General features: G+C 39.9%; 16 protein-coding genes. 6 read left to right on the top strand and 10 right to left on the bottom strand.

Annotation, left to right across the window (positions count from 1 at the left end):
• Window positions 1-617: 617 nt before the first annotated feature.
• Together IAE19_RS05675 and IAE19_RS05670 are read left to right on the top strand one after the other, a co-directional pair.
• Complete coding sequence (locus tag IAE19_RS05675; protein ID WP_200459971.1) at window positions 618-1,844, top strand: GGDEF domain-containing protein; 1,227 nt, start codon at window positions 618-620, stop codon at window positions 1,842-1,844.
• A gap of 149 nt (window positions 1,845-1,993) precedes the next feature.
• Window positions 1,994-2,797 carry a DUF4198 domain-containing protein gene (locus IAE19_RS05670; RefSeq protein WP_200459970.1) on the top strand — a complete coding sequence of 268 codons (804 nt, stop codon included), beginning with the start codon at window positions 1,994-1,996 and terminating at the stop codon, window positions 2,795-2,797.
• Window positions 2,798-2,882: 85 nt separating this feature from the next.
• On the opposite strand, the gene IAE19_RS05665 is transcribed toward IAE19_RS05670, so the two are convergent.
• From IAE19_RS05665 to IAE19_RS05655, 3 genes are read right to left on the bottom strand one after another with little or no spacing between them, the layout of a single operon-like run.
• Entirely contained in the window at window positions 2,883-3,221 is a 339-nt protein-coding gene (locus tag IAE19_RS05665; protein ID WP_200459969.1) for a DUF3325 domain-containing protein, read from the bottom strand.
• On the bottom strand, window positions 3,221-5,032 hold the full coding sequence (locus IAE19_RS05660; protein ID WP_200459968.1) for a PepSY-associated TM helix domain-containing protein: 1,812 nt from the start codon (window positions 5,030-5,032) through the stop codon (window positions 3,221-3,223). Before IAE19_RS05660 ends, IAE19_RS05665 begins: the two co-directional genes overlap by 1 nt.
• Window positions 5,032-5,388, bottom strand: a complete 357-nt coding sequence (locus IAE19_RS05655) for a hypothetical protein (RefSeq protein ID WP_200459967.1) — start codon at window positions 5,386-5,388, stop codon at window positions 5,032-5,034. The genes IAE19_RS05660 and IAE19_RS05655 overlap by 1 nt, the downstream gene beginning before the upstream one ends.
• 400 nt (window positions 5,389-5,788) lie before the next feature.
• Here IAE19_RS05655 and IAE19_RS05650 point away from each other — a divergent pair, with 400 nt between their 5' ends.
• The 3 genes from IAE19_RS05650 (at window position 5,789) to IAE19_RS05640 (ending at window position 8,576) form a co-directional block, all read left to right on the top strand.
• On the top strand, window positions 5,789-6,445 hold the full coding sequence (locus IAE19_RS05650; RefSeq protein ID WP_200459966.1) for an epoxyqueuosine reductase QueH: 657 nt from the start codon (window positions 5,789-5,791) through the stop codon (window positions 6,443-6,445).
• A gap of 178 nt (window positions 6,446-6,623) precedes the next feature.
• On the top strand, window positions 6,624-7,511 hold the full coding sequence (locus IAE19_RS05645; RefSeq protein ID WP_200459965.1) for a sugar phosphate isomerase/epimerase family protein: 888 nt from the start codon (window positions 6,624-6,626) through the stop codon (window positions 7,509-7,511).
• The gene (locus IAE19_RS05640; RefSeq protein ID WP_200459964.1) at window positions 7,512-8,576 is read left to right on the top strand and encodes a Gfo/Idh/MocA family protein; all 1,065 of its coding nucleotides are present in this window, start codon (window positions 7,512-7,514) and stop codon (window positions 8,574-8,576) included.
• 81 nt (window positions 8,577-8,657) lie between these two features.
• Here the strand turns inward: IAE19_RS05640 and IAE19_RS05635 are convergent, their stop codons facing one another.
• The 7 genes from IAE19_RS05635 to IAE19_RS05605 all read right to left on the bottom strand — a co-directional run bounded on the left by IAE19_RS05635 (window position 8,658) and on the right by IAE19_RS05605 (window position 16,877).
• Window positions 8,658-9,596, bottom strand: coding sequence for an aldo/keto reductase (locus IAE19_RS05635; RefSeq protein WP_265092537.1), 939 nt, complete (start codon window positions 9,594-9,596; stop codon window positions 8,658-8,660).
• Window positions 9,597-9,682: 86 nt separating this feature from the next.
• On the bottom strand, window positions 9,683-10,300 hold the full coding sequence (locus IAE19_RS05630) for an NIPSNAP family protein (protein WP_200459963.1): 618 nt from the start codon (window positions 10,298-10,300) through the stop codon (window positions 9,683-9,685).
• Window positions 10,297-12,033, bottom strand: a complete 1,737-nt coding sequence (locus IAE19_RS05625; RefSeq protein ID WP_200459962.1) for an FAD-dependent oxidoreductase — start codon at window positions 12,031-12,033, stop codon at window positions 10,297-10,299. The genes IAE19_RS05630 and IAE19_RS05625 overlap by 4 nt, the downstream gene beginning before the upstream one ends.
• 12 nt (window positions 12,034-12,045) lie before the next feature.
• Entirely contained in the window at window positions 12,046-13,824 is a 1,779-nt protein-coding gene (locus IAE19_RS05620; protein WP_200459961.1) for an FAD-dependent oxidoreductase, read from the bottom strand.
• Between the two features lie 6 nt (window positions 13,825-13,830).
• Window positions 13,831-14,658: a sugar phosphate isomerase/epimerase family protein gene (locus IAE19_RS05615; RefSeq protein WP_200459960.1), complete on the bottom strand. Its 828-nt coding sequence runs from the start codon at window positions 14,656-14,658 to the stop codon at window positions 13,831-13,833.
• On the bottom strand, window positions 14,648-15,463 hold the full coding sequence (locus IAE19_RS05610) for a shikimate dehydrogenase family protein (protein WP_200459959.1): 816 nt from the start codon (window positions 15,461-15,463) through the stop codon (window positions 14,648-14,650). The genes IAE19_RS05615 and IAE19_RS05610 overlap by 11 nt, the downstream gene beginning before the upstream one ends.
• 61 nt (window positions 15,464-15,524) lie before the next feature.
• Window positions 15,525-16,877 (bottom strand): MFS transporter, encoded by a 1,353-nt coding sequence (locus tag IAE19_RS05605; RefSeq protein ID WP_200459958.1) that lies wholly within the window; start codon window positions 16,875-16,877, stop codon window positions 15,525-15,527.
• Between the two features lie 216 nt (window positions 16,878-17,093).
• On the opposite strand from IAE19_RS05605, the gene IAE19_RS05600 reads away from it, so the two are divergent.
• The gene (locus IAE19_RS05600; protein WP_200459957.1) at window positions 17,094-17,864 is read left to right on the top strand and encodes an IclR family transcriptional regulator; all 771 of its coding nucleotides are present in this window, start codon (window positions 17,094-17,096) and stop codon (window positions 17,862-17,864) included.
• Window positions 17,865-17,901: the final 37 nt, after the last annotated feature.

Genomic DNA, 17,901 nt, shown 5'->3' with positions numbered 1-17,901 from the left:
GAATACAATTTCTCGTCTTCAGATGCGAAATCTAAACCTTTTCTTTATTTTCTAGGAGTCACTTTTAATTTCAATATCTGTAACTCATTTCAAAAAATATATTACCTATTATTTTCACAATAGAAAATATATTTCTAAGGTTATTGATCAGCTTTTGCTACAAAAAAGCAATGTGAAACAAATCTCATTATCAACAATAAAAATAGATCAATTCAAAATATTTTTAATTAGTTTGCTTATTTGAACCTTTTATTTAAATTTGGGCATAATGTGACAATTTAAGTAAGTATTAACCTTAAAGTTTTAGAACTCTTTTCAATATATTTATTTATTTCTTAAAAGACTTATAAACTTATCTCAATTAGCCATAACTTTTTATTTTTATAAGGATTTATAAAGTTTTGTAATAATTTATTTTTAAAAATTTTATTTGTATTTTTAAATCACTATATTATTATAATATTTAAATTATTTATTTTAAAAAATCATTTTCATCAAAAAATATATTATTAACTATTCATATCACGCTTTTATTTTTTGATTAAAAAGAGTAAAAGAAATATAGGATCAGATGAAAGATAAAAATTTTAGCAATCGCAAGGACAGTGAGATAAGCGATGAGATTACATGGTTCAAACATATTAACCCGTGAACAAATCGATCAGTTGATTGCACGTGGGTTAAATGTTGTCTGGTTCCCAAAACAACTTGAAACCTCTTATCGTGAGCAATATCAAACTGAAGCAGCGCATGAGTTTCGCTTTCGAGCTCCTATTATTCTAGGTTTATACGCTTTTTTGTGCTTTGGTATTTATCAGACTCTTCCTGAAGGACAAGTATATCAGTGGTTTTCGTATTATGGCTGGGTCGGTGTTATTGTTTTTGTTGCATGGCTCCTGTCTTTTGTCAAAAAACTGAATCGTTATTTTGAATATTATGTGTGTGTAGGTTCGTGCGCTGCTGTTGCCATTACATTTAGCATGATCAGTGTATTAGAACATGGTCAGAGCAGTATTTTGTACCATGCAGCCATGATGTATGCCGTTGTCATTATCTATGGCTTTGTAGGCATGCGTTTTTACACTGCTATTATTGCAGGATGGTTAGGCGGTTTTATTGGCATCGTTATCAGTAATTCTCTCAATGGTTCTATTGACTGGACTTTATTAAATCGAACCTACACATTTAGCAGCTTTTTGGGAATGGCGCTGGCTTATGCCACAGACCGACAACACCGTGAAAATTATCTACAAGATTGTATTATTGAACATAATCGGTTGGAGTTAGTGCAACAAGCACAAAAATTATCTGAACTGTCACAACAAGATGCCTTAACAGGACTCGCTAATCGACGTTATCTGGATGAAGTTTTATCGACCGAGTGGGATCGTGCAATACATTACCAAACCCCTATTACTGTCATGATGGTGGATATCGATTTTTTTAAAAGCTACAACGATTCTCTAGGACATATTCAAGGCGACCAGTGTTTAAGGAAAATTGCCACTTCTATTGCTTCACTCGTGTCTCGTAGCGGTGAAATTGCTGCACGTTATGGCGGTGAAGAGTTCCTATTGCTATTTCCAATGACAGATGAATCTGAAGCAATCTTACACGTCAAACGTTTGATGGATACAATCAAAAATATTGAAATATTGCATCCTTGTAGTCAAGTATCTCCTCATGTCACCATTAGTGCAGGCGTAGCGACCATCATCCCAGAAAAAGATAGTGATATCTCCCAATTCATAGCTAAAGCGGATCACGCCTTGTATCTGGCAAAAAGTAGTGGTCGTAATCAATTTCAGGTTGCGAAGATGAGTTTCACCGTTGAAATGATTTGATTTGGTTTCTTCATCGTATTTAATTGAAATTTTTTAAGCTTATTTTAATGATTTAAGGGATTTAAATCGCAAAAAGCATTTAACGATAATGATTATTAGTTATAATGACGTGTTTTAAAATTTCTTTTTGCTCTGACAGGGTTATCCCAATGAACCAATTAAAACTTCTAGCATGTTTAATGCTGACTAGTTCTGCTTTTGCGCATGAACCCTATTTAGCCCCTCTTAGTTATCATACTGAAAATACACAAATTCCTTTAATTGCCGGTTATGCAGAAGAAGCATTAAATAGTGAACATGCTCTTAAGGATGCCAAAATCACTGTTACTAACCCAAAACAAGAAAGTTCTCAAATTGAAGTCACAAGCACGTTGAAATCAGTCAGTGTGGCAGATTTAGCTTTACCCGTTGCTGGAACGTATTTAGTGGAAACTAAAACTCAGTTTCCTTTAACTTTTGCCAAAGATCAAAAACAATGGAAAATGTTATTTGAAGTTCCAGCAGATAAAGCCGGCGAAAAAGCAAAACGTGAATACTTGATTCCAGATGATTTCAAAAATAAAAAATATCAATCTGAGAAAATTACACGTGAATGGACATTGCAAAGTTATATCACTAAAGATGAGGCCAGCCCTGTGACTACAGCAGGTACAGCGCCTATTCAAGTAATATTTAGTCATCATCCAACACAACTCAAAGCCAATCAACCTGAAAGCTTGAAAATCAGCAAATCACAACAGCCCCTTAAACATGCTGAAGTTAATGTTCGTGCAAAAGGCGCATCGGATAAACAAGCAACTCAATTTAAAGCCAATGAACAAGGCACTGTTGCAATTACTTTTCCTCATGCAGGCGAATATCTACTCGAAGTGACTGAAAGTGTCGATCCGACTCAAAAACCACAAAATCAGTACTACACGATTATTAGTGTGGCGGTACAAGCAGCTCAGTAATTAATTAATCATTATTTAAATTACATAAAAAACCCTCAAATAAATTCGAGGGTTTTTTATTATATTTTCGCTTATCTTTTCTCGGTTAGGCGATTGCCAACACCAATATTCCAATAAAACTCAACACGCTTACCCCGCCCATAACCCTAAAAAAACGCAATGCCTGATAGGATAATGTCCAACCGACCGTGAGGGCGGCCAGAGTCAAAATACCGAACCAATAACTCATTCCAATTGATGGTTTTAATAGCTTGATTGCTAACATCAAGGCGCTAATAATGAGCGTATAACCCATATATAACGCCAGTTTTGTTTTCTGAGGAGACAAGGTCTTTTGATAGATCTGATTTTGATGCTTATCAAGATACGATGCGAGTGCAACAAAACCCCACAGACACAAAAGATAAAGTATGAAGAAAATCATCAAGCTTCCCCCACAGTTTCTTTTAAAGCTTGTGCGGGTTTGTGAATTTTCTTAGCTTTACTGGTTCCTTTATGAGCTTTTAGTTTTAAAAAGCTAAACATAAATAATAAGGCTAAAAACAGACACACTAGATCAAAACTTGCCACCATCCATTGCTGTTGATAAATACTACTCCATAAGGCACGACCGTCTGTTAAGCCATTTAAAAGTGGAATACATAAATACATTAACGTAGCCAATGTCAGAAGCTCTAACCAAGCTTGACGTGCAGGACGCAATGCAGCATAGATCAATGTTAACAACCACATACAGAAAAATACTTTAATTTCTAAGTCAGAACGACTCTCCATTTGAGCTGGAATCAGGCGATTGGCATAGAAATAACTGGCAATTGCAATAGGTAAACCAATAATCGCAGCAATGTTTAAATTTTCTACCAGACGAAAACCAAAACTTTTAAACCCTTGTTTTTCCTGCTGTGGGGCTCGTTTAACGCACCACAATATCAAACCTGTCGCAACCATAAGTGTACCCACGACACCAGATATAAAAAGTAACCATCTTAAGCCCAGATCCATTCCTCGACCTTCATGCAATACGGTCACCGCATTGTAGATTCCTGTAGGTATTGAGATGTAAACAGGTTTTACTGCTGAAACCAGCTCTCCAGTTACGCCATTAAAAACTAATGTAGGCACGACATTACGATGCAAAACACTCTCAGCGTATAACGCCTTTATCTCAATTTCACTGGCTGTTGTATTGGGACGAATAATACTTACTGTTCCAATCGGATTATCGGGCCATTGCTTCTGCGCATCTAATATCAGCGGCGTAAGGTCAGTCAGTGCAGCAGCTTGCACGGTTGAATTTCGGCGCTCTCGACCTCCCACGTGTGTACCACCGCCACGTTGCTGGTCAGATTGTGGCGCTGATCTTTCACCACGCTGCATAGTCTGAGGGCGAGTTTCTGAACTCACCATCATATTACGGTTGCCCTGAACCTGATTTTGTTCGCCACGCCCTTCTCTATTGCCACCTTCCCGGTTTTGTGGTGTTGCTGATTCACCCAGCATTTCAGCACGTTGTGCCTGTAAAAATTCACCACGACCATCGGTATAAACTGAAGAAATACCCCAAGGCATCAATACATACATGAGCAATAATAACCCACTAAAGGTGATCATAATATGAAATGGCAATGCTAAAACCGCAGTAGCATTATGGGCATCCAACCATGAACGTTGTCCTTTACCCGCACGAAAAGTAAAAAAATCCTTAAAAATTTTCTTATGGGTAATCACACCACTAATAATCGCGACAAACATCATTAAGGTAGCAATACCCACAATCCAGCGCGCCCATATTCGAGGCATTCCATATAGTTCAAAATGAAAACGATAGAGAAAACCTCCACCACGAGTTTCACGCGCCTTGATTTCTTCTCCTGTACTCGAGTCTATAGTGATACGCTCGCCACCACGACGTGCTCTTGGATCTTCATTCTCACCTCGAACATTAAGCTCGGTCGTCGTTTGACGTGTCGAAGGCAAATTGATATTCCAAGCGCTGGCATTGGGTGCTTTAGCTTGTAAAACATGCAATGCAGTTTGTACTTGCTGGACTTGCGACTGAGGAGGCAAAGATTGATGCAACTCTGGTTTCATCCAGACCGTCATTTCACTCTGAAAAAAACTCAAGGTTCCAGTTAAAAAGATCGCATATAGTAACCAACCCAAAATCAAGCTTGACCAAGTATGCAACCATGACATTGACTGTCGTGGGCCTTCGGCCTTTCCATCCACACGCATTAGAAGCTGCCTCCCAAGCCCAGATAGAGCACAGTCAAAATCAGCAAAGGTATAATTACCCCCACAATAGATTTAATAAAAGAATGTTGCAAAAACACCCAGATAAAAACGCAAACATGACAAATAAAAGCTAGCATGGTTGCGGTCATAACTGCGCTGGTGGGTGTATCTTTAAAAGCTAAACTCACCACTACTGCTAATAAGGCAGATAGTGCATAACCACCCAATAATGCAATAGCAAAGCGTATAAAAATTTGAATACGATACGAAATAGGCGTCGTTTTAGATGCACGTTTAGATCGCCGAACCTGTTGAACTTGAACAGACGGCTGCTGTGTTAACTCAGAACTAGACATATGCAATATCCCCTGATATGTCTGAAATAAAAAATATAAATAATAACAAGAATCATTATTAGTTGTTATAGTATATTAGAATTATGGAGACTTTGTGGATATTTTCTGCGAGTAGTAGATGTTCAAAGCAAAAAAAAACACGACACAGCCTTTTTAATCCAAATCAATAGAGTTTGTATTTCTCTAACCTGACTTGAGTATCAAGTCAGGTTATCTCATGAATACCTCAATTTTAGCCTTAAATTTTTATGTACAAACGTTCTATTTTAAAATAACAATTTAATATCAACAACTTACGAAAAAAATGAATATCACTCAACTTTGCATGAATAAGTTTCAGGTTTATTCATATTATTTGAGATAAATTAAAGACCTATTTTATTTGTTTACGTTGTTTTTAATGAGCAAACCCCGTATTAAACTCGCACTTCCAGAACAGGTAGATAAATTATTACTTCATTCATGCTGTGCACCTTGCTCAGGTGAAGTCATGGAAACTTTGTTATATTCTGAAATCGATTATTCCATCTTTTTTTATAATCCAAATATTCATCCTGTTAAGGAATATTTGATTCGTAAGGAAGAAAATATTCGTTTTGCCGAGAAACATAATATTCCTTTTATTGATTGTGACTATGATACAGATCATTGGTTTGAACGTGCTAAAGGCATGGAGAATGAACCAGAGAAAGGTATTCGTTGTACCATGTGTTTTGATATGCGTTTTGAACGTGCAGCACTTTATGCTCATGAACATGGTTTTAAAGTATTTAGCAGTTCTTTAGGTATTTCACGCTGGAAAAATATGCAACAAATTAATGACTGTGGAACACGTGCGGCATCGCATTATCCAGATGTAGAGTACTGGGATTATAACTGGCGCAAAAATGGCGGTGCGACTCGCATGCTCGAGATCAGTAAACGTGAAGAGTTTTATCAACAGGAATATTGCGGCTGTGTCTATTCTTTGCGTGACAGTAATCGTTGGCGTACGAGTCAAGGTCGAGATCGGATTAAACTTGGAGTGAAATTTTATTCAGCGACAGATCCAGAATAAAACAGTTAATTTTTTAAATAAATAACGACTTTTTGAGTCGTTTTTTTGCATTAATCTTATAAAAATTTATGGAACACTGTTCCAATATTTAATTATCTTTGTTAGTATCGAGCATACAGGGACATGATGAACAACATTTCATCAATAAAATATAAAACGGACATCAGCTCACATCGATATGAAAATTGCCATAGATAGTTATTGCTTTCATCGTTATTTTGGGGAGGTTTATCCCACTCTCGAACAATCACCCTCACAAAACATAAACTTCTTAGACTGTGTGCAAACATGTATAGATTTTGGAATTGAAGGAATTTCCATCGAAAGCTTTATGTTCGATCAACCCTCTCCACAGGACATTCAACAGTTGAAACAGCTGTTAGATCAATATCAACTTGAATTAGTCTGGGCTTGGGGGCATCCGTCAGGTTTATATTCGGGCCAGAAACCTGAAATGCTGCAAGACATGTATAAACACATCGAAATTGCACATTTGCTTGGCGCCAAAGTTATGCGCATCTGTGCTGGGGGACGAACTACGCGTCCAAAGACGGATTGGCAAAACCATAAAAATGCCTTAGTGCCTTTGCTCAAAGAAGCCGTTGCCTATGCTGAACAATATCATCTGGTTTTAGCACTAGAAAATCATGTCGACTTTTATGCCGATGAAATTGTTGATTTGATTCAAACTATTGACTCCCCTTATCTCGGCATTTGTTTGGATACTGCCAATAATCTGCGCATGTTGGAAGACCCGTGGCAGGCCATTGAAAAGATGCTTCCTTTTGCCAGAGCCACGCATATTAAGGATATTACGGCCTATGAGGGTGATCCAAAAACCTTTGCATTTTGGCCAAGTGTACCTGCTGGAAAGGGGCTGATTCCTCTGGAAAAAACATTAAAATGGTTAGCTGAACATCATTATCAGGGTTTGTTGGCACTGGAAATTGATTATTTGCATCCTGACTACATGCAAAAAGGCGCCGAACATCAGGCAATTCAAGACAGTATTCACTATTTAAAACAATTACGGACATCTCTACAGCAACAGCAAGGAGCTGCATAAATGAAAAAAATTGCGATTATTGGCGCGGGGGTTATGGGTAAGAAACATGCTCAAACCATTCAAAAACATCCTAAAACAGAGTTAGTTGCGATATGTGATCCATTTTCAGATGCGCTAGCTCAAGCCTATCAAATACCAAATTTTAAAGATCTCGATGCGCTTTTAACTCAAGTACAACCCGATGGAGTAGTCATTGCCAATCCAAATCGTTTTCATGTCAGTACCGCTATTCAATGTATGCAGGCAGGAGTTAGCAGCCTGCTAGAAAAGCCACTGGCTTTAAACACTGAAGAGGCCTTGTATTTGATTGAGCAACAGCAACATTATCAGGTTCCGATTTTGGTTGGACATCATCGTCGCCATAATAAAATTATTCAGCAGGCATACGAACTTATTCAAAAAGGCACACTGGGTCAAATTAATACATTTAATGCTTTATGGTCGGTATATAAACCAGATACATATTTTGATATTGAATGGCATCGTAAAGCAGGTGCTGGTGTATTAGCCATAAATTTGGTGCATGATCTAGATCTGATGCGTTATTTGAATGGTGAAATTGAATCTGTTCAAGCCATGACATCGTATCAAAATCGTCAGCTCGACGTAGAAGATACTATTTCGATTTTAGTGCGTTTTAAAAATGGCGCTTTAGGTTCACTCATGGCTTCTGACGCTGCGGTCTCGCCGTGGGGTTGGGATCAGAATTCTGAAGAAAATAAAACCAGCTTTGCCACGTCGCCCGATCAGAACTGCTATTTTATCAGTGGTACGCAAGGAGCACTCAGTGTACCCAATCTGGAATACTGGAACTATCCACAAGAAACGCCAAAAAGTTGGACGACAACGTTAATCAAAAACAAAATTGAACCAAATAAAGAAGAGGATGTCTATATCTCACAACTTTCACATTTTCTTGAAGTGATTGATGGTACCGCTCAGCCTATTTCTTCACCGCAAGATGCCATTAAAAATATTCAGCTTTTAGAATGTATTGAACACGCCGCCAAGGAACAGCGCACTATTCATCTAAAGCCTTTAAACTTATTGGCCAAATCTGCCTAATTTATAAAAAGGTCAAACATGTGGTTTGACCTTTTTATTTATTTTTTACTTTTCCCTTTCTATAGCATTGAAAGAGCCTTTTTAATATTGACTTACCTGCGTCAGCCATTCGATATCCGCGGAATCCAGTTGCAACTTCATTGCGTTTACAAAAGAATCAAGTTGTGCCGTTGAAGTCGCAGATGCAATGGGCGCAGTAATGGTCGGCTGTGCTATGGTCCAAGCTAAAGCAATCTCAGACAATTCAGCCTGATATTTTTCTTTTAATTGATCCATAGTAGTTAAAATATTCAGACCACGGTTATTAAAATAGCGTTCTAACTGACGCTTACGAGCTGAATGTTCAAGCTGTTCCAGATGGCGATATTTTCCAGATAAAAAACCTGCCGCCAAACTAAAATAGGTGATTACGTTTAACTGATTCGCTTCGCAAATCGCTAAATACTCTGTTTCGTATTGTTCACGTTCAACCAGACTATAACCCGGCTGAAAGATTTCATATTTGGGTAAACCTTGCGCTGTACTTACCGACAATGCCTGTTGTAATTGTTCACCCGAATAATTAGACGCACCAATTTTTAACACTTTACCTTCAGCAATGAGATCAGCATAGGCTGATAGGGTTTCCTCTATAGGTGTATTTTCATCAGGATAATGGCTTAGATACACATCTAGATAGTCAGTATTTAAACGTTTGAGGGACGCTTCAACTGCTTGTTTAATATATTTTTTAGACAGTCCTTTTTTTTCTTCAGTAAGCGGTGCACCGACTTTGGTAATCAGGGTGATTTTATCGCGATTAGAAGGTGTTTGTTGTAACCATTGTCCTATTACAGTTTCTGATTCACCGCCCTGATGCCCTTCAACCCAAGTCGAATACATATCTGCTGTATCGATGGTATTAATACCATGTTCCAGCGCATAATCCAGTAACTTAAAGGATTGCTGCTGGTCTACTGTCCAGCCAAATACATTACCGCCAAAAATGATTTTAGAAAATTGTAGAGATTGATTCATCATGTCCTCTATGCTGTTTATGCTTGGTATAAAGACAGAAAAAGCCAGTCCTACAGACTAGCTCTTTACTGATCAAAACATTGTTGGATTTATTTCAAAGGTGAAATTGCTGTTGACAACGCAATCATCGATTGCATTTCATGCGTTAACCATTGTGGACCACCTTTTGGAGGCCAGATCCCATCAGCTACTGCTTTAGCCCGTACTTCTGAACGTTCATTTAATGAGGCATAGGGCCAAATGCTAACAATGCGAGGTGTACCGTCTAACGCATACATAGCAATGGTTAATTTTGAATATTGGGTACGAGTTGGAACTGCATTTTTCCATGCTTCAAGGACATGGGGAACACCGCCATGCTTGAGTTCATAAGTACGAATTTCGTACACAGGGCCAAACTCACCCAACTCTACTTCTGGCAAAAAATCAAAACCTGCAAAGTTCTCCACTGAGTATTTGATAATATTTTCGGCCGCATCAAATAGATTTTCCTGAGTCGCCAAACGTGCATTTTCTGTATCTAACTCTTGCTGAGATGCATAACTGCGTAACACCACAACTTGATTAAGCTGACCTATATCCGAGAAAAAAACACCAAGTAATTTTCCTTGTGCAGCCTGCTCCTGATAAAAATGTTGAATCCCTTGAGCAACGGCTCCAGTTGTTCCCATTTTAATGGTGATGTTAATTAATTGATAAAGTTTCATGCAGATCTCCGTTGTTGCGTTGCTTGAATCGTTTGTTGATTGAATTGTTCAGTGAGTTTGCCGGCAGCGAATTGAGCAATACGCCATGCAAAGACCATCCCTGGCCCAAGCGTGGTGCCTGGCCCTGGATAAGTGCCTTTGAAAATAGAAGCTAGATCATTGCCACAAGCAAAAAGCCCTGAAATCACCTGATTGTTTTGATCTAAAACACGGCCATAAATATCTCCAGCCAAACCGCCACTACTGGCACAATCCATTGGGATAACAGGCAACGCGTAATAAGGTCCAGTTTCAATTTTCCCCAGACATGGATTTGGCTTGACCTCAGGATCACCATTAAAGCGATTCATGGCGCCTGTACCTTTGCCAAAGTCAGTGTCTACACCCTGCTCAACCATTTGATTAAAATGCTGAACCGTGTTCACCAAACTTTGTGCATCAATACCTGTTTTTTGGGCAAGTTGCTCAAGTGTATTTGCAGCAAATAAATAATTGGCTTTTAGGTAATAATCTAGCTTTTTTGCTCCAGGTAAAACGAAACCTAAGCCATACTTTTCAATCGCAGTATGATCACAAATTAGATAAGACTGAATTTTTGCTTTGCCCGCATTACTTTTAATCTGGGCCATACAAAAGTCATGATAGGAGTCAGATTCGTTCACAAAGCGTTTGCCATTGTCATTGACCGCAATGACACCCGGTTTAGAACGATCTAAAATAATATGCGGCCAGATTGCTTTATAGCCATTCGCATGTGTATGAATGGAACAAGGAAAATACAACACGCTACTATCTACCGATGGGTCAAGCTTTGCGCCTTTTTGTATCGCCTGGATTAAACCATCGCCCGTATTGGAAAGTGGCGATAAAGAATCAGCAATAAGACCTTTTGGAAATAATTGTTGTCTGAGTGGTTCATTCCAGCCCACGCCTCCCGTTGCCAGAACAACACCTTTACGTGCATAAATGACTTGAGTACCTGTTTCAGTCTGAATTTTTGCACCAATCACTTTACCGTTTTCGATGAGTAATTCTTGCAATGGAGAATTTAACCAGACTGGAACGTGTTGTTGCCTCAAATTATGAAAAAGACTTCCCACTAGCGCATTGCCCATGACTAAACGTGTACCACGATTAAAGCGTAAGCGTGAAAACAAATACGGCAATACCACTTTTAAGGTGGTCATAAAGTTCTGAAAACTTTGTACAGGATTCAGCAAAGCATTTAATTCATTACGATTTACCATCATTCCGCCCAGCCCCATAAACTCAGGACGCGGAGGACGTACATATTTAAAATCTGCACCCAAGACACTACCATCAAACTCGGCGGGTGCAAGCGCACGACCACCAAAAGCTTCGCCAGGTTGATTCTTGATATAGTCAGGATGTGCCAGACAGACATTTAACTTTACTGTGGTTTTTTCATCCAATTCGCGAATCATGTCAGCGCTTGAAGCCAAAAAGGCTTCACGTAATTCCTCTCCACCACGTTCACCTACTACTGACTTAAGGAAAATACGTGCCTGTTCAATATCATCTGGTACACCCGCTTTAAAACTTAAATGTGATCCCGGAGCCCAGATAGTACCGCCAGAGGTGGCGGAAGTGCCCCCGACATGTGCTGCTTTTTCGCAAAGTAGAACATCTAGTCCATTAAGTTTGGCAAAAAGAGCTGCTGACATACCTGCCGCTCCCGCACCAATTACCAGTAAATCAACTTGTTGATCCATGTTAATTTCTCCTTACACCAGCTTAGACAATGCAGCAGAATGGCTACTCACACTTGCCTGTTGTGCGATATGATTTGCTGCGATATAGCCAAAGGTCATGGCTGGCCCGAGGGTAATCCCACCACTTGGATATTGCCCACCCATAATGCTGTTCAAATCATTGCCCGCCGCGTATAAGCCACGAATGGGTTGACCTGTTTGCTTATTTAAGACGTTGGCATGTTCATCTGTAATTAAGCCTGCAAAAGTTCCCAGACTTCCTGGCATAACTTCCACTGCATAAAATGGCCCCTGCTCAAGGGGAGCAATACAGGGGTTCGGTTGATGTTCAGCATCACCCTGTGCTTTTTGATAAGGGGTCGTGCCTCGATGGAACTCTGGGTCTTGACCTTTTGCAGCAAATTGATTGTAGGATTGAACAGTTTTTTGAAACTGTAATGCATCAATTCCACAAGTAACCGCCAGATATTGCAAAGTTTTGGCTGATTTCAAATAGCCATTATCAAGCCAGGATTGCATTGAAATGGGAAAAGGTTTGACGGCACCTAAACCATAACGCCGAATAAATTTATGATCACAAATCAGCCAACAATGAGCTTGCTGACCTTTTAGAGTATGTTTAAATAAATCTTTAACAAAAGCAGGATATGAGTCGCCTTCATTGGTAAAACGGCGACCATTTTCCAGTACAGCAATGAGTCCTGGTTTTCCACGCTCTACCAGATGCGGAAAACGCCCCAAAGTGCCATCTAGACGTGGCATCAATGAAACTGGCGCCCATGCACCTGCCCAAGGTAAATTTTGGTCAACAACAGCCCCTAAAGCTTCGGCTGCCTTTAAGCCATCCCCTGTATTGGTTTCTGGTGCAGCAGAATGATGTGGTGTGCCTTCTGCAACATGTTGAAATAAAACCTGTTTACGGTTTTCATCATGAGGAAACCCTCCAGTTGCCAATATCACGCCATGTTTGGCTTTGATCTTGACCAGTCCTGCTGGTGTTTTGAATAATGCACCAGTGACCTCGCCATTTTTGTGTAATAATTCGATCATGGCATGATGAGTTAAGATTTTAACTTGCTGATTCAGTAAAGATTTTAATAATCGAGCCACCAATGCATTACCATTCACAATCTGGGTAGAACGTTTTCTTGACAGTAAATCTGCAAAATGACGCAATACTCGCTTGGTTGCGTAGATAAAAGATGAAACGGCACAAAACGTATTGATAAAATGCTTCATGTCTGCGCCCGACGCAATTCCCATGCCCCATAACGTTGTTTCAGGAATCGCGGGACGCAATAAATGCAATTGATTGCCTAATTGACGCCCATCATACGGTGCTGCAACGATCGAACGCCATCCAACCCGTGAACCACTGACATGAAAAAAATCAGGGACTGACCCACCAATATTGAATTTGACTTCAGTGTGAGTTTCAAAAAAATCCACCATTTCAGGCGCTTTGGTTAAATAAGTATGAATTTTTTGTTCATCGTATTGTTCGCCCAGAATATTTTTTAAATACTGCTTTGGAACATCAATCGATTCTCCCTGTCCTTCACGCTGTGCATGTGGCGTATTAGGAATCCATAACCAGCCTCCTGATACAGCCGTGGTGCCACCCAAAACAGAGGCTTTTTCCGCAACGATGACATTAAGCCCTTGGTGCGCTGCCGTAACTGCACTCGAAAGCCCGCCTGCCCCCGAACCAATTACCAATACATCGCAATCATACGATTTTCGGATTGGCATCGCTGCGGGCGAAAATGGATATTGGATAGTTGCATTCATAAATGTTTACCCCGTGACAGCATTCTGCTGAGCCTCGGCAACAAGCTGTTTCATTGCATTTAAATTAATTTGCGCCCGTTCCAGTGCAGGTCGTTCTGCCAAAATTAAATTGGGTACTTCCGCCGCTAAGGTAATATTCTCAGGCAAGGCACGAATCAGACTGATTAGATCAATTTCACCTTGACCTGGCACTAATCGGTTTGAACGTGCAATTTTGATCAAACCTGTATCACTCGGATCGTATTTCGCAAAACCATCACACAATTGCACATAGTTCAGATATTGAGGATTAAGTGCCTTGATTTGTTCCAGCGTTGAATCTGAACGATCGAAATGTAGTGAATCGATTAAAATCGCTGCGTTGTCTTGTCCTGAAGCTTTCACAATTTGTTCTGCCTGAAGCAAATTTTTTACGTCTGTCCATGGCATAAATTCCAGATCACAGCTCAACCCATATTGTTTACTTAACTCACAAAACTGCGCAAAATTTTGAATTAAGCGGCCATGTTCAGGATCATTGCCCGCAATCAAAATATGTTTAGCCCCTAATTGCTGCGCCACATCCAAAAATTGCAAATATTTTTTTGGTTCAAACTCTGGCTCGATACGAATAATCTCGACATCTGCAACTTGAACATCAGTATCTTGAAGTGCTGCTTTGGTTTCTTTGAGCAAAGCTGGATCTATGAGAATAGGGTAATCCGCTTCATTGGGTGCTGCTGGCAGCAAGCGTAAGCCCACTGCCGCATAACCACATTCAGCTGCAATTTTTACTGCTTCTACAGGGCTAACATCAGCAACCGTCAAAAATGAAAGAGAATACTTACGCTGCATCTTGCTGCTCCTTATCCTCTTTTAATAAATACGTCACCATCAGGTCTCGTACCTGTACAAACATGTCCGTACCTTTGACCACATTACAGCCTAATGCTGTTGCATGCTGCACAAACGGTGTGTTTTCTGGACTGGTAACCACATCCGCAATCGACATGCCTGGAGTTAATTGCTCAAGTTGAAATGCAGCGGATGGATCACCATTCATGCCCATCGGCGTTGCATTTACCGCCACATCGAAGCCTTTTGGGTTATTGTCATGCGCAATGACTTTACCCAAATGTAACTGCTGAAGCTGTTCGACCAATTGTTGCTGACGATTTTGATCAACCTCAAAAATGGCTAATTCACGGACTTCAGCCAGAAGTAACTCATAGGCAATCGCCTTGCCCGCGCCACCTGCACCTGCCAAAATTACGCGTTTATTTTTCAATTCAATATTTTTATTACGAATTGCCTGAACCATGCCTTTACCATCCAGCATATCGCCCTGCCAGCCCTCATCACAGCGCCGAATGGTATTCACTGCGCCTATAAACTGAGCGCGAGCGGTCAATTTTTGGCAACAAGACAAAGCCGAAATTTTATGCGGTACCGTCACAATCAAACCATCGGTATTGTTCAAATACAGGTTTTGCTGAATAAAGTTTGGAAAATGTTCAGGAGCAACATCAGCAGGGGCGACAATTGCATTCAATCCCTTTTTTATTAGCTCCAAAGTTACGCCCTCAGGCGATTTAACTTGAACAATCGGGTGTCCTACCACAAAGTAGAGACGAGTCGAACCATTCAATTGAATATCCATTATTCAATCTCCTTAAAAATCTTAAGCTTAGAAAATTTAGTACGTGTATTAAATCTGAATGCTAGACTTGAACATTATTCAGTTCTTGCTGACGTAACTTTTTTGATGAATATAAGAACTTCATGATTAAAAGTGCCAGAATAATGCCAAAGGCAGGCAAACATAGGATCAAGAAAATTTTACTGGCTGGCCAACCTAAACTGAGAAAGTATGCACCCGCGAAAGCACTTGCCACTGCACCTAAACGTCCAATTCCATGCATCCAACTATTACCTGTGGCACGCGCAAATACTGGATAAAAAGCACTTGAGACACTATTAAGACCCGCATTTGCACCATTCATCCACATTCCGATGAAGAAGCACATCACGCTATACATCACAAAGTTATGCCCCACTTCACCCACAAATATCATGAACACAATCGCGATCACATAGGCAATCACCAAACCAATATGTGGATTAATTTTATCCATCAAATAACCACAGGCAATGCATCCAATCGGGCCACCCAACTGATAAATCGCAGTAATCAAAGAAGCTTCACTAATGCTAAATCCAAATTCATGACTCATCATCGGCAACCAGCTACCAAGCAAATACACCACAAATAGACCAGATGCGTAGCTCCACCACAACAGAAAGCTTCCCACTACATAGAAAGGACTCAGCACAGTTTTGACTGGATTAGTCGTGCTGGTTTTAGCTTTCGGCAATACAAACTCTTTATTGCGTGTATCAAAATCAGGCGCCATTTTATGGATAATGGCATCAATTTCTTGTTTAGGATGGTGTTTTAACACCTTATAACCAATTGATTCTGGTAAGGCGAAAACTGCAATTATCGCAAGAATAATAGGCAATACCCCGCCAATAATCATCATGGCGTGCCAGTTATAATGTGGAATCACCCAAGCTGCCAAAAAACCGCCTATCGCCGCACCGATAGTAAAACCACTTAAAATAATGGTCACCATCCGCCCATTTAGACGCATTGGTGAGTAATCAGTGACCAGAGTGACTGCCTGTGGCATGACACCACCCATGAACAACCCTGCAATAAAGCGAAACATCATCAGCTCGGTTACATCACCTGAAAGTGCAGCCAATAAAGTAAATAAGCCAAAACCCAAAAGATTGATGATTAATAATTTTTTACGACCAAATTTATCTGCTAAAGGTCCCGAAACCACTGCGCCCAAAGCTAGACCAACCAGTGCCGCACTCATTACAGGTGCAAGATCAGTCGTGCTAATACCCCATTCCTGTTTAATTACGGGAGCAACAAACCCCATAATTGAAATATCGATACCATCAACAACTACAATCATCAAACATAAAAAGATGACTATTTTTTGCAGAAAGGAAACCCGATTTTCATCGATAAACTCCCTTAAATTCACTTGTTGAGTCATACACTTACTCCATTAGTGTTTACCAGCAAATATGCACTGTTCCATCGCATGGCTAGTTTTATTGTCTCTTCATCGAATAAATATTTAGAAATTGAGGAAACCGTCATCCCAATTTAAAACGATTCATCTCATCGACATTTAAGATAGAATCTAAAAGTACTATAATCTGTTTTTTAAATTTTTGGAACACTGTTCCAAAAAAATATCAGGATTTTTATGCTTAGTAATACCGATCGCTCTTTACTCATCCTCGAAGCACTATTAAAAGAAGTGAATGGATGTGCGCTTAGTCAACTTTCTGTTGAACTCGATATTCCCAAATCTGCTATGCATCGTATTTTGACCGCGATGAAAGATATGGGTTATATCTATCAGGATGACATCACTCAACACTACAAACTCACCCTCAAAATTGCCTCAATGGGCTTAAATTATCTATCTTCACGCTCTATTACAGAAACTTTCCAACCGTATCTGGATGAACTAGCCAAAACTTCGTCTGAACTGGTCCGTCTTGGATTGATTGAAGATGAAAAAATCATCTGGATTGGTAAAGCTCAAGGTGCCAAATCAGGTCTTAAATACGATCCGGATTCAGGCAATGTTGCCTATCTCCCTGCATCTGCCTGTGGTTTGGCTTATTTGTCGACCCTTAATCAAAATGACTTTACGCGTCTTGTAGAACGTGAAGGTTTTGAAAAATCTCAAAACTTTGGCCCCAACTCACCTAAAAATCTGAGCGAACTAGAACAAATGATCTCGGCCTCGAAACAGCGTGGTTACGGTGTCATAAGTGACACCTATGAACTGGGCATGTCGGCGATGGCTAAAATCATTATCAATCCGCAAACAGGTCAACCTTTTGGCACAGTCAGTATCGCAGGGCCATCGGTGCGCTTAAGCCCACAACGGATTGAAGAACTGGCTCCTGCACTTATTGCAACCTCAGACAAAATTGCGTCCATTATCAATTTGATCCATATTTAATCGTTCTTGCTCTTTTGGCAGTTGAGAGATCATTATT

It is taken from the genome of Acinetobacter sp. S40, from assembly GCF_016624705.1.
Taxonomy (GTDB): domain Bacteria; phylum Pseudomonadota; class Gammaproteobacteria; order Pseudomonadales; family Moraxellaceae; genus Acinetobacter.
This window is presented reverse-complemented; position numbering and strand designations above follow the sequence as displayed.

Excerpts from the sequence above, each read along its gene's own strand:
- IAE19_RS05600 (WP_200459957.1), top strand. The coding sequence starts at position 17,094 with ATGCTTAGTAATACCGATCGCTCTTTACTCATCCTCGAAGCACTATTA.
- IAE19_RS05620 (WP_200459961.1), bottom strand. The coding sequence starts at position 13,824 with ATGAATGCAACTATCCAATATCCATTTTCGCCCGCAGCGATGCCAATC.
- IAE19_RS05640 (WP_200459964.1), top strand. The coding sequence starts at position 7,512 with ATGAAAAAAATTGCGATTATTGGCGCGGGGGTTATGGGTAAGAAACAT.
- IAE19_RS05635 (WP_265092537.1), bottom strand. The coding sequence starts at position 9,596 with ATGATGAATCAATCTCTACAATTTTCTAAAATCATTTTTGGCGGTAAT.
- IAE19_RS05665 (WP_200459969.1), bottom strand. The coding sequence starts at position 3,221 with ATGATTTTCTTCATACTTTATCTTTTGTGTCTGTGGGGTTTTGTTGCA.
- IAE19_RS05630 (WP_200459963.1), bottom strand. The coding sequence starts at position 10,300 with ATGAAACTTTATCAATTAATTAACATCACCATTAAAATGGGAACAACT.
- IAE19_RS05605 (WP_200459958.1), bottom strand. The coding sequence starts at position 16,877 with ATGACTCAACAAGTGAATTTAAGGGAGTTTATCGATGAAAATCGGGTT.
- IAE19_RS05645 (WP_200459965.1), top strand. The coding sequence starts at position 6,624 with ATGAAAATTGCCATAGATAGTTATTGCTTTCATCGTTATTTTGGGGAG.
- IAE19_RS05650 (WP_200459966.1), top strand. The coding sequence starts at position 5,789 with ATGAGCAAACCCCGTATTAAACTCGCACTTCCAGAACAGGTAGATAAA.
- IAE19_RS05615 (WP_200459960.1), bottom strand. The coding sequence starts at position 14,658 with ATGCAGCGTAAGTATTCTCTTTCATTTTTGACGGTTGCTGATGTTAGC.
- IAE19_RS05670 (WP_200459970.1), top strand. The coding sequence starts at position 1,994 with ATGAACCAATTAAAACTTCTAGCATGTTTAATGCTGACTAGTTCTGCT.
- IAE19_RS05610 (WP_200459959.1), bottom strand. The coding sequence starts at position 15,463 with ATGGATATTCAATTGAATGGTTCGACTCGTCTCTACTTTGTGGTAGGA.
- IAE19_RS05675 (WP_200459971.1), top strand. The coding sequence starts at position 618 with ATGAGATTACATGGTTCAAACATATTAACCCGTGAACAAATCGATCAG.
- IAE19_RS05660 (WP_200459968.1), bottom strand. The coding sequence starts at position 5,032 with ATGCGTGTGGATGGAAAGGCCGAAGGCCCACGACAGTCAATGTCATGG.
- IAE19_RS05655 (WP_200459967.1), bottom strand. The coding sequence starts at position 5,388 with ATGTCTAGTTCTGAGTTAACACAGCAGCCGTCTGTTCAAGTTCAACAG.
- IAE19_RS05625 (WP_200459962.1), bottom strand. The coding sequence starts at position 12,033 with ATGGATCAACAAGTTGATTTACTGGTAATTGGTGCGGGAGCGGCAGGT.